The 15,555-nt window shown below is 44.3% G+C and carries 14 protein-coding genes; 13 read left to right on the top strand and 1 reads right to left on the bottom strand.

Annotation, left to right across the window (positions count from 1 at the left end):
- Positions 1-35 precede the first annotated feature (35 nt).
- The 8 genes from FME95_RS02125 to efpL all read left to right on the top strand — a co-directional run bounded on the left by FME95_RS02125 (position 36) and on the right by efpL (position 7,167).
- Complete coding sequence (locus FME95_RS02125; protein ID WP_147712722.1) at positions 36-362, top strand: urease subunit beta; 327 nt, start codon at positions 36-38, stop codon at positions 360-362.
- On the top strand, positions 355-2,064 hold the full coding sequence (gene ureC / locus FME95_RS02130) for an urease subunit alpha (RefSeq protein WP_147712724.1): 1,710 nt from the start codon (positions 355-357) through the stop codon (positions 2,062-2,064). The genes FME95_RS02125 and ureC overlap by 8 nt, the downstream gene beginning before the upstream one ends.
- Positions 2,065-2,168: 104 nt before the next feature.
- A complete protein-coding gene (gene ureE, locus FME95_RS02135; RefSeq protein WP_147712726.1) occupies positions 2,169-2,612 on the top strand; it encodes an urease accessory protein UreE in 444 nt (147 codons plus the stop codon).
- Entirely contained in the window at positions 2,593-3,267 is a 675-nt protein-coding gene (locus FME95_RS02140; protein ID WP_147712728.1) for an urease accessory protein UreF, read from the top strand. Before ureE ends, FME95_RS02140 begins: the two co-directional genes overlap by 20 nt.
- A gap of 11 nt (positions 3,268-3,278) precedes the next feature.
- On the top strand, positions 3,279-3,938 hold the full coding sequence (gene ureG, locus FME95_RS02145) for an urease accessory protein UreG (RefSeq protein ID WP_147712730.1): 660 nt from the start codon (positions 3,279-3,281) through the stop codon (positions 3,936-3,938).
- Between the two features lie 131 nt (positions 3,939-4,069).
- Positions 4,070-4,792, top strand: coding sequence for a tRNA-uridine aminocarboxypropyltransferase (locus tag FME95_RS02150; RefSeq protein ID WP_147712732.1), 723 nt, complete (start codon positions 4,070-4,072; stop codon positions 4,790-4,792).
- Positions 4,793-5,049: 257 nt separating this feature from the next.
- The gene (gene nhaD, locus FME95_RS02155; RefSeq protein ID WP_147712734.1) at positions 5,050-6,477 is read left to right on the top strand and encodes a sodium:proton antiporter NhaD; all 1,428 of its coding nucleotides are present in this window, start codon (positions 5,050-5,052) and stop codon (positions 6,475-6,477) included.
- 111 nt (positions 6,478-6,588) lie between these two features.
- Positions 6,589-7,167, top strand: a complete 579-nt coding sequence (gene efpL / locus FME95_RS02160; protein WP_147712736.1) for an elongation factor P-like protein EfpL — start codon at positions 6,589-6,591, stop codon at positions 7,165-7,167.
- Positions 7,168-7,297: 130 nt separating this feature from the next.
- Here the strand turns inward: efpL and FME95_RS02165 are convergent, their stop codons facing one another.
- Complete coding sequence (locus tag FME95_RS02165; RefSeq protein WP_147712738.1) at positions 7,298-9,397, bottom strand: class I SAM-dependent methyltransferase; 2,100 nt, start codon at positions 9,395-9,397, stop codon at positions 7,298-7,300.
- Between the two features lie 284 nt (positions 9,398-9,681).
- Between FME95_RS02165 and fliS the strand changes: the two genes are divergently transcribed.
- The 5 genes from fliS (at position 9,682) to fliE (ending at position 15,548) form a co-directional block, all read left to right on the top strand.
- Positions 9,682-10,092 carry a flagellar export chaperone FliS gene (gene fliS, locus FME95_RS02170; protein WP_187265416.1) on the top strand — a complete coding sequence of 137 codons (411 nt, stop codon included), beginning with the start codon at positions 9,682-9,684 and terminating at the stop codon, positions 10,090-10,092.
- Between the two features lie 463 nt (positions 10,093-10,555).
- Positions 10,556-12,019 carry a sigma-54 dependent transcriptional regulator gene (locus FME95_RS02175; RefSeq protein ID WP_147712740.1) on the top strand — a complete coding sequence of 488 codons (1,464 nt, stop codon included), beginning with the start codon at positions 10,556-10,558 and terminating at the stop codon, positions 12,017-12,019.
- A gap of 186 nt (positions 12,020-12,205) precedes the next feature.
- Complete coding sequence (locus FME95_RS02180) at positions 12,206-13,429, top strand: sensor histidine kinase (protein ID WP_147712742.1); 1,224 nt, start codon at positions 12,206-12,208, stop codon at positions 13,427-13,429.
- 5 nt (positions 13,430-13,434) lie between these two features.
- Positions 13,435-14,847 (top strand): sigma-54-dependent transcriptional regulator, encoded by a 1,413-nt coding sequence (locus tag FME95_RS02185; protein WP_147712744.1) that lies wholly within the window; start codon positions 13,435-13,437, stop codon positions 14,845-14,847.
- 266 nt (positions 14,848-15,113) lie between these two features.
- The gene (gene fliE / locus FME95_RS02190) at positions 15,114-15,548 is read left to right on the top strand and encodes a flagellar hook-basal body complex protein FliE (protein ID WP_147712745.1); all 435 of its coding nucleotides are present in this window, start codon (positions 15,114-15,116) and stop codon (positions 15,546-15,548) included.
- The last annotated feature ends 7 nt before the right edge of the window (positions 15,549-15,555 follow it).

Genomic DNA, 15,555 nt, shown 5'->3' on the forward strand with positions numbered 1-15,555 from the left:
ATATTTTTTAACCGATGATAAAAATGGGGTTAGCTATGATTCCAGGTGAAATACAGGTTGCTCAAGGCGACATCGTGCTAAATGAAGGCAGAAAAACCTACCGGCTTTATGTCGAAAATACTGGCGATCGGCCCATTCAAATTGGCTCGCATTATCACTTTTTTGAAACCAATCCAGCGTTGAAGTTTGAGCGCCAGCCAAGCCTTGGTTATCGGCTGAATATTGCATCAGGCACTGCCATTCGATTTGAACCGGGACAAGGTCGCGAAGTTGAATTAGTCGAGTACGCGGGCACAAAAACAATTTATGGTTTTCGCGGTGAAGTGATGGGGCCGTTGGCAACGGAGGCAGATAATGACTAAAACAATGGACCGTAATGCTTATGCTCAAATGTTTGGGCCAACCACAGGCGACCGGCTTCGACTCGCCGATACTGAACTGTGGATTCAGGTAGAAAAAGACTTCACCCTGTACGGCGATGAAGTGAAGTTTGGTGGCGGTAAAGTTATCCGCGATGGCCAGGGGCAATCTCAACGGACATCCCGTGAAACTATGGATCTGGTCATTACCAATGCGTTAATTTTAGATCATTGGGGCATTGTTAAAGCCGATGTCGGCGTCAAAGAAGGCCGTATTGCCGGCATAGGCAAAGCAGGAAACCCTGATATTCAAGATAAGGTTGATTTAATTATTGGCCCCAGTACCGAAGTGATCGCAGGTGAAGGTTCGATTTTAACCGCAGGCGGAATCGATGCACACATTCACTATATTTGCCCGCAGCAAGTAGAAGAGGCGTTGATGTCTGGCGTTACTACGATGATTGGCGGAGGTACTGGGCCAGCAACAGGAACCAATGCCACTACTTGCACGCCGGGACCTTGGTACATCGGCAAGATGCTGCAAGCAACTGACAGCATGCCGATGAATTTTGGCTTTTTAGGCAAGGGTAATGGCAGCTTACCAGAGGCTTTAGAAGAGCAGCTCGAAGCTGGCGCCATGGGATTAAAACTGCATGAAGATTGGGGCACAACACCGGCTTCGATCGATAACTGTTTAACGGTGGCAGATAAATACGACGTTCAAATAGCAATTCATACCGACACCTTGAACGAGTCGGGTTTTGTTGATGACACCATCGCGGCGTTTAAAGATCGGGTCATTCATACTTATCACACTGAAGGTGCAGGCGGTGGTCATGCGCCCGATATTATTCGCGCCTGTGCCTTGCCAAATGTGCTGCCAAGCTCGACTAATCCAACACGGCCTTACACGCACAACACCGTGGATGAGCATCTCGATATGCTGATGGTGTGTCACCATTTGGATTCAAATATCGCTGAAGATGTTGCCTTTGCCGATTCGAGAATTCGTAAGGAAACCATTGCCGCAGAAGATTTATTTCATGATCTCGGCGCGTTCAGCATGATCGCATCGGACTCACAAGCAATGGGGCGAGTTGGTGAAGTGGTAACGCGGACTTGGCAAACGGCACATAAAATGAAAACTCAGATGGGATTATTGAGTGAAGACATAGAGATTGGGGCAGATAATTTTCGCGCTAAACGCTATGTAGCCAAGTACACGATCAACCCAGCAATCGCTCATGGTATTGCGCATGAGGTTGGCTCGATTGAAGCCGGTAAATTGGCAGACTTAGTTTTATGGAAGCCAGCATTTTTTGGCATTAAGCCGAGTTTGATTCTTAAGGGTGGCATGATCGCCGCGGCGCCGATGGGAGACCCAAATGCTTCCATTCCCACACCTCAGCCGGTGCATTACCGAGAAATGTTTGGTGCTTTAGGTAAGGCTGCGGCGGCGACATCGGTGACTTTTGTTTCTCGGGCAGCACTGAATAATAAATTAGCTGAAAAGCTCGGTTTAGATCGTCAACTTATTGCCTGTGGTAATACTCGCGATATCGCCAAAACCGACATGATTCATAACAGCTGGATGCCCGATGTCAGTGTCGATCCGCAAACCTATGAGGTGCGCGCAGACGGTCAGTTGATCAGCTGTGAGCCAGCAACAGAATTGCCATTAGCACAACGCTATTGTTTGTTTTAGCCGCGCTTTAACTGACAGGGGTTGTTAAATAATAGCGGCTATTTAATTAGATCGGTTATTTAATTAAAGCAATTATCAAATTACGAAGGTTACAGGAGAGCATCATGTTAGAAGCCATTGAAAGATTAGGCTTGCACTGTGAACAGCCTGCTGTCGCAATTGTCACGCTGAATCACGAACAGCGTGAGCGTGGCCGATTAAAATTAGTCAGCGATCAGGGTGAAGAAGTTCGCGTGTTTTTAGAGCGAGGAAAAGCCCTATTGGTTGGCGAGTATTTGCGCAGCCGCTGCGGTCAAATTATTCAAGTTCGAGGGGCTACGGAAGCGGTTGCTCATGCCAGCTGTGAAGATTGGCACACCTTTTCTCGTGCTTGTTATCACTTGGGTAATCGGCATACCAAAGTCGAGGTAGGGGATCGCTGGTTACGAATAAAGCCTGATCATGTATTGGAAGACATGCTTCATCAAATTGGTCTGGTGGTGAGTTTAGAGCAGGCTGTGTTCAACCCAGAAAATGGAGCCTATGCGCATGGACATCACCACCACTAGTTCAGCGCTATTTAAACTGCTACAGCTTTCGAGCGTTAGCTTACCGGTCGGTGGTTACAGTTTTTCTCAAAGTTTGGAGTATGCCATTGAGTCCGGCTCGATCAACGATGCCGAGCAAACCAAAGCTTGGTTGCAAACTCAGTTATTTGAATCGATCGCGCGAGTAGATTTACCAGTATTGTTTGGCGTGATGAATTCGGATGTTGACGATGTAGAAAACTGGCGGCGGTGGAACGATATTTCCATGGCGAACCGAGAAACCAAAGAACTGCGGCTAACAGAGTCTGCCATGGGCGAAGCCTTAAAACGACTATTAACCAGCTTTGCCGTGCCAGTGCCTGAGGTCGTAGATAATCAATACAGCTTTGTCGCGCTTTATGGTTTAGCGGCAAACTATTGGTCGTTAGAAGCGCAGCTTACCGCTCATGGCCTTGTTTGGTCTTGGTTAGAAAATCAAATTTCAGCAGCGACCAAGTTGGTGCCATTGGGGCAATCACAAGCGCAACAGCTATTGCTGGAATTACCGTCGAGTTTAGCGCCAGCCATTGAATTGGCACAGACGTTAGATGAAGACTCTATGGGTGGCTCGCTGCCCTTATTAGCAATTTATAGCTCGCATCATGAAACACAATACAGCCGATTATTTCGATCTTAGAGGGTGAGAAAATGACAAAACAAACATCGCTAACAAAACAAACCTTAAGAGTCGGCGTTGGCGGCCCTGTTGGTTCCGGCAAAACAGCATTACTGCGATCGCTCTGTGCCGCATTGAAGGATCACTACAATATCGCTGTAGTCACTAACGATATTTACACCAAAGAAGATGCGCAGTTTTTAACGCGACACAACGCATTAGAGGCTGATCGTATCATTGGCGTAGAGACCGGCGGTTGCCCGCATACTGCCATTCGTGAAGATGCCTCAATGAATTTAGCTGCTATCGATACGCTGATGCAGCGCCATGGCGAGCTGGATGTGATCTTTGTCGAAAGTGGCGGCGATAACCTCAGTGCGACCTTTAGCCCAGAGCTGTCAGACTTTACCATCTATGTTATTGATGTCTCAGCAGGCGATAAAATCCCGCGTAAAGGTGGCCCGGGCATTACACGTTCAGACCTGTTTGTGATTAACAAAACAGATTTGGCGCCGTTGGTGGGTGCCTCGTTAGAGGTCATGGATCAGGACACTCGTAAAATGCGCGGCAGCAAACCCTTTGTGTTTTCTAACCTAAAAATAGCAGAGGGTTTGGATCAGATTATTAATATTATCGTCAGTGAAGGCATGCTTGAGGTTAAGGATTTACCACCGGCCAAGGCTGTTGTGTAGCGCTACACTCAACGGCTGAGAGCCAGCAGGCTTGGTTTTTTGTTGCCTCGGTTATTCTATGATTCTATTTTTCGGCTCTCGTGTTAGCATCGCCTGATTATTGAGAGCCTCGATTATTTAGAACCTTAAGCATGAAAAAGCACGCCGTCCATCATTTATATGACCAACGCATTAGCCGTTCAACGCGGCCATTTAATGCGCGTGGAAAATTAGTACAACGCTGTTCTTTTTGCCGAATATCGCAGGCGCATTGCATATGTTCGCTGCGCCAAGAGCTGTCATCAGATGCTGGTTTTTTATTGCTGTATTACGACGATGAGGTGTTAAAGCCTTCAAACACCGGCAAGCTAATCGCCGATTTAATTGCCAACACCTTCGCCTTTATCTGGCAACGTACCGAAGTCGATGAGGCTCTGCTTAGCATAATCAACGATTCTGCTTGGTATCCGATTGTGGTGTTCCCCAAAGCCTATAGCGAACCAGAGCGGCTTTTGCCAGAAGGCCAGCTGAGTATTCCAAAAGGTAAAAAGCCGCTGTTTGTGCTGTTAGATGGCACCTGGCGTGAAGCTAAAAAGATGTTTCGTAAAAGCCCTTATTTAGATGCTTTTCCTGTGTTATCGATTGAGCCAGAAGCCTTATCAGCGTTTCAGATTCGTCAGGCCAGTCAACAGCATCAATTGGCTACCGCCGAAGTTGCAGCCGCGGCTTTAGCCCGTGTGGCAGAGCAAAAAAACGCCAATCGATTACACGCCTGGTTCGAGCTGTTTAATTATCGGTATCAGCAGGGTAAGACGGCGCCGAACCGAGGAAACCCAAATGCGGAAGCAGAATTTTGCCAATCGCTGCAGGAATGATCGGGTAAAGGTTCGTGCGCCAATAAATCGAAAAGGGCAGTGAGCAGCGCTATCTATTTCGATAAGGGCGAGTCAAAATAGACAGAATAAATACAATAAAAATTGCCCTAGATCTAAGATTCTATCGAAAACACGCAGTTTCAGGATGCCATCACCTTACATTGTACTACTTTCGTCGCATAATCGGTGGCGAATGAAGGGTGCTGGGTTCGTTCGAACCTTAATCTACGGCATTAAAAATGTGGAGTAATGTAGGAATGAAACGATTCACAATCATACTGAGTGTATTGTTGTCTGGTTTATTATTGCCGACACTAAGTTTGGCCAACACCGAGGCAACGCATCACACACTTAATCTAAATCTAACCCACGGTTGGTTTGGCTATGCCGCTGTAGCGGTTTTCGTTATCGCTTATCTGTTCGTTATTTTTGAAGAACAGCTGCATCTGCCTAAATCTAAGCCAGTGATGGTAGCCGCAGGTTTAATTTGGATAATTATTGCTATTGCTTATCACGCTCACGACCTCGACGGTTTGCATAATTCTATTCAACATAACTTTTTAGAATACGCTGAGCTGTTTTTCTTTTTGCTTGTCGCGATGACTTACATAAACGCGATGATGCAACGCGGCGTTTTCGAAGCACTTCGTAATTGGCTGGTCGAGCGAGGCTACAGTTACCGTCAACTGTTCTGGATGACGGGTGTACTCGCATTTTTTATTTCACCCATTGCTGACAATTTAACCACGGCATTAATTTTATGCGCAGTGGTACTGGCGGTCGGTAAAAATAATGACAAGTTTGTTGCTTTAGCCTGTATCAATATTGTTGTTGCAGCAAATGCAGGCGGTGCTTTCAGCCCGTTTGGCGATATTACAACGCTGATGGTTTGGCAAAAGGGTAATGTTCAGTTTGGCCAATTCTTTGCGCTCTTTATTCCATCGGTGGTGAACTTTTTAGTACCAGCAGCGATTATGAATTTTGCCTTACCTAAAGGCCTGCCAGAAAAAGTCACCGATATCCAAAACTCTAGTGGCAGTGCGCTGAAGCCTGGTGGTCTAGTAATGGTTGGGTTGTTTATTGCAACGATTGTTACTGCGGTTTGTTTCCATAACTTTTTCAACATTCCACCAGCCTACGGCATGATGTTTGGCTTATCGTATCTGGAATTGTTTGCTTATTATCTGAATCGACGCTCTCATCATTGGACTGCACGACCTGATCAGCCACCAGAAAACCAGACTAATCCCTATAAGTTTAATATCTTTAATAAGATTGCTCAGGCCGAATGGGATACGTTATTTTTCTTCTACGGTGTCATGATGTCGGTTGGTGGCTTAGGCTTTATAGGCTATCTGTCCATGGCATCGGAGACTATCTACGTTGGCTTAGGTGCCACAACCGCTAATATATTAGTTGGCTTTGCCTCGGCAATAGTCGATAACATCCCTGTGATGTTTGCCGTTTTGACCATGCAGCCAGATATGAATTTGTATCAATGGTTATTGGTGACTTTAACGGCAGGTGTCGGTGGCTCTATGTTATCCATTGGCTCAGCCGCCGGTGTTGCATTAATGGGTCAAGCACGTGGTAAGTATACTTTCTTTAGTCACTTACGATGGACGCCAGTGATCATCCTAGGTTATTTTGCCAGTATTGGAGTGCATTATTTGATCAACGGCTAAGCCTTTAAAATTAGCCTAATGGCTTGTTTTAAAATATGTTATTTTTACCTCCCGCCTTTGCGGGAGTTTTTGTTTGTATTGGTTGAATGTTTTGATCTTTTGGATATAAAAATGCCTAAAGCCCCAGATATAAAAAGTGGACAGGTGATTGAGCTGGACAATGCTCAATACATTGTTAAGTCGATTACCGTTAGTAGCCCAACCGCACGCGGCGCTGCAACGCTTTATAAAATGTTGCTTAATGAACTGAAAGAGCGACGCAAAAAAGAAGTTACCTTTAAAGGTGACGATGTTATTCAATTGGCGGATTTCCAGCAGATCAGTGTCAGCTATTTATTTTCTGACGCTGACTCCCACACCTTTATGGATACAGAAGACTATAGCCAGCATTTGCTTTTTAGCGATGATCTGGGTGATCAGTTGATGTGGATCCACGAAGGTATGGAAGGGATTCGAGGCTTGGTGGTTGATGATCGCCTAGTTGCGATAGAATTGCCGCAGTCGGTGGTTAAAAAAATTACAGAAACCAGCCCGAGTATTAAGGGCGCCTCTGCTTCTGCTCGAACAAAACCGGCAATATTGGAAGGCGGTGTGACCGTACAGGTGCCTGAGTATATTGGCCCTGGCGATGTGATTAAGGTGAATACCGAAACAGAAAAATATATGTCACGGGTTTCAAGCGCGACTTAATTGTAATGGCAAATAACGAATTAAACATTCGAAGCTAGACGTCAGAAGTTAAAAACTAGACGTTAAAAGTCAGAAAGTTAGAAGTTAAAAAGGCAGCCTAGATCTAGGCTGCCTTTTTTATTGGGTACGATCAACAGGGTTGCAAATAGAACTGGTACATCTGAGAGAACATCGCCGGATGCTGCAATTCAAATTCTTGCCAATTGTTTAAGTCGATCCGTTTAGCATCGTCAGGATAGCGCGTTGAATAGTCAGCCTTTTTATCACTTGGCAATACAAAACCTAAAAATCTTAAATCGTGCTCGCTAATGAGCTGTTGTATTTTTAGTGGCGAAAACAGCAATTCTTGCTCATGAAACAATAGATCTCGGCAACCACTGGCTGAGTAGAAATCTTGGCTTTCCAAAATACCTTTATTATCAATCGGTAATTTATCTTCAATGATCGATTGACGTAAGGTTCGAATCGACTCTAGGTTCGTTGGTACTTGGTATTGATCTAACAAGGCCCTAACTTGCTGAATCGGCTTGCGGGCCACTTCACTGTATAGGCCTAACTTAATAAGGCCATTAGCTGCTAATTTGGTTTTTAACTTCGCTAGTCCAACGGAAGGGTCTTGCATATGGTGCAGAACACCGGAGCATTCGATAACATGAAACTCGCCCTGCAGTGCATCCAAGTCGAGAATGTCCAAGTTCATGAAGGTGATGTTTTCAATGCCATATTGTTCGGCTTTCTTTTGTGCATAAGCTAAAGAGCGACGAGTTATGTCAATGGCAGTGACTTCAACGTTTCTAAAATATTTCGCCACTCGCAAAGCATGTTGACCAGTACCACAGCCAGCAATAAGTACCTTAATGGCGCCCATGTTAAAAAATTCTGGCGCTCTAAAATTTTCTAATTCTTGCTCAAGTGCGCGGCCATAATTGGTCGGTGTGTTATAGCCGAGATGCGACCAACGAGGATAGGGGTTAGCTTCGTATTGTGCTTTTACAGCCAATGAAATTTCATTTGAAATGCTGGTCAGTGTCGTTAATTCATCTGCTGCGGCAATTTCTGCTTTGAAGTCGAGCACGGTTGTCTTAAATAAAGTTTTTACCTCATCAGGCCAAGTGTAGACATCGGCAAAGCTGATCTTAAGTAAGCTGCTGATCTGAGTAGGGGATTCGTACATGGCGTATAAACTAAATAGATAAGCAACGTTCGAGTGCGACTGTAAGTCGGTCTGGCTCAGCTTTTTAAGAGAGTCTGTTAGCAGGTTTAGAATCTCTAACTCATCGGTTTGGTAGGCGTAAATGTATTCATTGTGTTGCGAATGCTGAGCAATGTTTATGGTTAAGTCGAGTAATTTACTGTCTTGATAATCACCGGCAATCGCGCTCAGCAGCAGTTGTTTTCGAATAATGATAATGACTTCTTCAAGGCTTTTGTCGGTCACGTATAGCTTCGCTAAGGCGAGGCTAAGCAGTGGATCAATAGCTAAGTCTTGTAAGTCTAAAACTGCGTTTGGGTTTTTTAGATCGTATTTATGCGTTAACAATGAAATGGTCAGAGGCGCTAACTTTTGGCTGTTAACGTCATCGAGCATCAGCCAGCTGATCACATCCTGTTCAAGCTCTTCTTGGTAATAATCCGCTTTGATTTGGTGAACCAAATCAAACAGCTTTGCTTGAACGTGCTGATCTTCTGGATGCACATGGAACAGCTTTCGGTACGCCTGAAAAGCGGCAACTGTTAAGCCTTTTTTATAAAGCGTGTAGGCTATTGATATTGCAGCGCGAGTCTCGTTAGGAGATATATCGAGTGCTTTGGTAAAGCATTCTAAAGCCTGATCGTAACATTGGTCGGCTAGATGCACGTGACCTAAGGAATACCAATTGCCTGCTGAGTTGGGTGCCAGACTGGTGGCTTCTTCTAGGTGTTGAAACGCAAGCGAGTAAAAGCCTTCGTCCAGTGCGATACGCCCAAGCAAATTCAAAGCGATACTGCAGCTTTGTGAATTTTTATGCTTATGTAGCGTAACTAACTGGTTGGCGTAGTCTCTAGCTTTTTGACGATGCATGGCGCAATCTTCATTGCGTGTGCTTTCTGCTAGGCTTTTCTCATAATGGTAAAGCGCATGCTGTTCTAAATTGCTCGCTGCATTGGTGTCATGATAAATGTCATCACGATTCGACGCAGTAGGCAGTTTAGTTGACCATGAATCCAAATGTTGAATTGCCTGTTCCATAACCAATACCCTTGTTTGGTTGACTCATTTATTGCCGTTTAATGAATTCTTTCGGCAACTTATGACCGCTATTTATTCAGCTCGTTACCTTTCTTTACAGTGGAGCAAAGGGCGTGCCAGAGGGGTTAATAGCCAGTGATACAGGCGAGTGTGAGAAAAAGTACTAAAATTATTCGTGCTCAGGCCGATAAGGTTTTTGTATTGATAATTTGTTGTCGCCAAGCAGCTAGATCACTTGATGATAAACAGACCAAACCGATCACGTTGGGAAATGAGGTAGATTAATGTACGCACAGGGCATTAACCAGTATAAGTCCGTTGGCACTGAGACATCGATTGTGGACGCCGATCCGCATCGTCTCATTCAGCTTTTGTTTGAAGGTGCGACGGCTCGCATTGCTGCGGCAAAGGGTCATATTGAGCGCAAAGAATATGATAAAAAGAATAATCAAATTAATTCTGCAATATCGATCGTTGGTGGTCTGCAAGATAGTTTGAATCTGGATGCTGGTGAGCTGGCTCAAAACCTTGAGCGACTCTACAACTATATGATTCGACGTCTGTTTGAAGCGAACATCCGAAACGACATTTCATTGCTAGACGAAGTTGGCGGACTATTAGGTCAAATTAAAAGCGCCTGGGATGAAATTCGTGATGAAGCCTTAGATTCATTAAAGCAGGAAGGTCGAATTTAACTTTAGCCGTTGTGGTCGTTGCAACTATCGATCGGCTTGGTTATGCATTTGATCAGCAGTGTCCTGCGTGGCAAAGGCTATTCTATCGACGAGATGGTTATTTTTTTACCGATTAGCGATTAGATAGTTATTTGATTGTTTGAGCCGTTGACGTTGATGAATTGACATAATTCAGCTGCACCATCCTACCTTTATTAACAAGTGTAATGAAATGAGAGAATGGTGCAGTCAATGCAGTTATCAATTGATCGATTTTGTGTCAATCAGATGTCGATAAAGCGCTTAAAAGTCTTGCCTGCACCGAAAACCTACCGTTTTTATCTCTGTATTACATAAAAATCAGTCATTTATTTGACTATCACTTCAAATCGCTCTTTACTTCTGTATATTAAGAATACCGATATTTTGGCAGTGTTTGTTTTTCAAGGTCAGTTCGCTGATTTGACCGTTCGAGGCTAATTAGATGTTGAAAGAAATTAAATTACTTTTAATAGATGATGACGAGCAGCGTTGTCGTGATATGAAAGTAATTCTCGATTTTTTAGGTGAAGAATTAATCACCGTGAAAGGTAAAGACTGGTTTGAGCAGGCCTCTAATGCAGTGGATTCACCAGCAAGCTTGGTTGGTGTGATGCTGGGTAGGCTGAGCGATGAACTAGAAGCGACCGTGAAAGCACTGACAGACTGGGATGCTGGCATCCCGATTATGCTTATTGCTGAGGAGCATACTGAGCTTGAGCAATTGGATGATGAGCTACGCTCTCGTGTGATCGCCAAACTTGCTATGCCGACAACCTACAACAAGTTGCTTGATACATTGCATCGCGCACAGATGTATCGAGAACAGTATAATTTGACTCGTGGTCGCGATAATCGACGTGAAGTGAATTTATTCCGTAGCTTAGTTGGCAGTAGTCGTACGGTTCAATCCGTGCGTGAAATGATGACTCAAGTTGCAGATAAAGAAGTGACGGTATTAATTACCGGTGAAAGTGGTACCGGTAAAGAGGTGGTTGCTCGTAACCTGCATTATAACTCTCATCGCCGAAATAAGCCGTTTGTGCCAATTAACTGCGGCGCGATTCCTGTTGAACTGATCGAAAGTGAACTCTTTGGTCATGAAAAGGGTGCCTTTACCGGCGCTATTACCTCCAGAGCGGGTCGGTTTGAAATGGCCGAAGGTGGTACTTTATTCTTAGATGAAATCGGTGACTTACCGCTCAACATGCAAGTGAAGTTGCTGCGAGTGTTGCAGGAAAGAACCTTTGAACGAGTTGGCGGTACGAAAACCTATACCACCGATGTTCGTGTTATTGCTGCAACTCACCGTGATCTTGAAGATATGATCACTAAAGAAACGTTCCGCGAAGATTTGTACTACCGTTTAAATGTTTTCCCGATTGAGATGCCCGCGTTGCGCGAGCGCAGTGAGGATATCCCTTTACTGCTCAATGAGTTGATTTCTCGCTTAGAGAATGAAAAGCGTGGCTCAATCCGATTTAATTCCGCTGCCATTATGAGCCTGATTCAGTACGAATGGCCAGGCAATGTCCGTGAGATGGCTAACCTGGTTGAGCGTCTAGTGATCATGCATCCCTATGGTGTTATTGGTGTGCAAGAGCTGCCGCTAAAATACCGTCAGATCGATGATGATATGGAAGAAGAAACTCTGCTGCCTAAGTCACTTATGGAATCGCTAGCGGAACATCACCCTGAGTCGACTGTCGATGGTATTCCTGCGCAGTTGCCGGTAAACGGAATTGATTTGAAAGAATATTTGACTGAATTAGAGAAAAACTTAATTCAGCAAGCCTTAGATGATGCTCAAGGTGTCGTCGCCAGAGCTGCCGAAAAACTGCATATTCGACGTACAACGTTGGTTGAGAAGATGCGTAAATACAATATTAACCGTAAAGAAGTCGCCTAGCTGCTCTTATAGTTAAAATGGTTTTCTTCTATTTAATCTAGTTTTTCTTGTGTTTAATACTGCTAATTCAACTCTAGCCCGCTTATACAGCGGGCTTTTTATTGTTTGAAAAAATAAAAAAGAAATTATAAAACTGGCATCGCCTTTGCAAACTTCAGATAAACGTCAATTATTTGAAGACTTTACATGCAAGCAGCTCAATTAACCGGCAACATCAGAAATCAGAAAACTGATCAGGTGACCGCCGACAAAAAAACCATTCAGGACTTACAGAAAGCCTTTACTGCATTTTCTGAGATGAGTCAGCATCTAACAGAAAGCTATTCTCAGCTCGAAAATAGAGTCATTGAACTCAGTGGCGAATTGGCTTCTGTTTCTGCTCAGCGCTTAGAAGAGCTCAATGAAAAAGAACAAATAGCGGACAAACTAGAAAGTTTACTTCGCCTATTACCCGCTGGTGTGATTGTGCTCGATAATCGAGGCGTCATTATTCAAGCCAACCCAACTGCCGAGAAATTATTGTCAGGTTCGTTGTTATCAACAAGCACTGGTTTGCTTGGTTTGGCTTGGGGCCGGGTGATACGAGAGGCCTTTGCGCCAAAGCAAACCGACTATCATGAAGTCAGTTTGAAAGACGGTCGCTTGGTTAAAATTGAAACCAGCCCGCTGGATAAAAAAGGTCAGCTGATACTATTAACTGATCAAACGGAAACTCGTGCATTGCAAAGTCAGGTTGCACGTCAACAGCGACTTACGGCGATGGGGCAGATGGTTGCTTCTTTAGCACATCAGGTTCGCACACCATTATCGGCTGCATTGCTGTATGCCGGAAATCTCAAAAATCCAAATTTATCGACCGAAAAACATGACATCTTTGTCGATAAATTGGTTGGGCGCTTAGATCATTTGGAGCGTCAAATTCAAGACATGCTGCTATTTGTTAAAGGCGAGTGTCAGCTAAAAGATCAGTTGCCGATTCAGGCGATCATCCAGTTACTGCAAGAGTCTGCAGAGGGTTTGCCCGCTCAGGCATTCGAAAAAATTCGTTGGCCAGTAACCCTGCCAAACGTATTTATTCAATGCCAAGCGGATGCATTAATCAGCGCCTTTATGAACCTCATTAATAACGCATTAGAGGCGTCAAACAATAAAGCAACGGTACATATTGATGCGGTACCAAAAAAAGACACGTTAGAAATTTCATTTTCTGATGAAGGTCCAGGTATGACCGAAGAGCAAATTCATAAAATTCAAGAGCCGTTTTTTACCACCAAAAGTCACGGCACAGGATTAGGTATCCCTGTGTTAATGACGACCGTTAAGGCTCACAAAGGGCATGTCAGAATACGAAGCAAAGTCGGTGTTGGCAGCCAATTCATAATTTCTTTACCAGTGGTTAAACAGGGGTAAGTGCAATGAAGATTTTAATTGTTGAAGATGATGCAAATTTACGCGAAGCGGTCAGTGATACGCTGACACTGCACGACTATGAAGTCGAATGTGCAGAGTGTGGTGAAGATGCGATACTAAAATTAAAGCAGCATTCGTTTGATTTTATTGTGTCCGATGTCAGCATGCCGGGTATGAATGGTCATGAGCTTTTAGATCATGTTCGCCAATACTATCCGCAGATACCGATGCTATTAGCAACAGCTTATGCCGCAGTAGATAAAGCAGTCGATGCCATGCAAAAGGGTGCGGTAGATTATTTAGTAAAGCCGTTTGCTCCGAATCAATTGATCGAATTGATCCAACAACATTGTGAACCGACGATTAAAGATACTCAATCACCTGTCGCGGTTGATAAAACCAGCCAGCATATGTTGGCGTTGGCGAGAAAGGTCGCTGTCAGTGACAGCACTATTTTAATTAGCGGTGAAAGCGGTACCGGTAAAGAGGTGTTGGCTCGCTATATTCATACGCATTCCGATCGCAGTGATGGTCCATTCATCGCAATTAACTGTGCGGCTATTCCAGACAATATGTTAGAAGCCACGCTTTTTGGTCACGAAAAAGGCTCCTTTACCGGTGCGGTTGCTAGTCAAGCCGGTAAGTTTGAACAGGCCAATGGCGGAACCATTCTGTTAGATGAAATTTCAGAAATGGATATCAATCTTCAGGCGAAAATTCTACGTGTATTGCAGGAAAAGGAAGTTGAGCGTATTGGCGGTCGTAAGACGATATCGTTGGATGTGCGAGTGCTGGCGACAACAAACCGTCAACTCACTGAAGAAGTGAAGGCGAACCGCTTCCGTGAAGATCTATATTATCGTTTGAGTGTTTTCCCGTTAGAGTGGCAGCCGTTGCGTAATCGTAAAGCGGATATTATTCCGTTGGCCGAGCGTTTATTAGTTAAGCATGCCAGTAAAATGCATAAATCAAACTTGCAGTTTGATGCCTCCGCTAAAGCAGCTATGTTGGATTACTCTTGGCCGGGTAATGTTCGTGAGTTAGATAATGCAATTCAACGTTGTCTAATTTTGCAATCTGGTCAAACGGTGACGGCTCAAGATTTAGGTGTAAACGGTGAACATCTAATCGATTTTGAATCGACGCGTCATTATTCCAGCGAACTTTCAAATCCTCCGACTATGGATATTGCCGAACCAATCTCATTAGTCGCTGAGAATAATGAAAGCTCGAGTATACATGTTGGCCTGAAGCACAAAGAGTTCGAGATTATTCTTGACGCATTACGTATTCATAACGGCCGTAAAAATAAAGCCGCAGATCACTTAGGGATTTCGTCACGCACCTTACGTTATAAGTTAGCCAAAATGCGTGAGCTGGGGATGAATGTTGATCAGGCAATCGCCGATATTCGTTGATCTCAGTAACCGGCTAATAAGCTGGCGGTAAATTAGACAAAAGCCTTCCAAATGGAAGGCTTTTTTATGCCTAAACGCAAATTAAAACTAAATCTTTGCCGAATAACTTAAGGTATTTAAAAAGCGGCAAATGTTGGCCTGTCAATTGCAAAGTATGTGTTGTAAGCGGAAATAGTCAGCAGAACGACAGAAAATTGTCGAGTTTTAGTCACTATTTCTAGGTATCACGAAACTTAGTTTTTTATTTGACGCGAAAGAGGTGACTCATGGTTGATAGAGTGGATATTCAAGGCGTACTTGAACAGATGCGCGCCTTAAAAGGCCAAACGAGTATTCCAAATACAACTGTCAATCCGACGGGCTTTTCCAATGCTATTGAGCAGGCTCGGCAACAGATGGGCACCGCCTCGCCATCTCGCGTCAATGAAGTAAATGAGCATCCTGATTCTGTGGTCAGTAACACACCAACCGGAGACGTTCCTTCGTTTGGTCAGATGATGGGAGCGGCCATTAATACCGTGAACCACAATCAACAGGTCGCCAATAATTTGGCGACACGTTACGAGATGGGTGATCCAAAAGTTGATCTACCCGAAGTAATGATTGCGTTGCAAAAATCCAGCGTTTCTTTTCAGGCGATGACCCAAGTGCGGAACAAGATGGTCGAAGCCTATAAAGAAATTATTAACATGACTCTCTAAGTAACGG

The sequence above is a fragment of the Reinekea thalattae genome (assembly GCF_008041945.1).
Taxonomy (GTDB): Bacteria; Pseudomonadota; Gammaproteobacteria; order Pseudomonadales; family Natronospirillaceae; genus Reinekea; species Reinekea thalattae.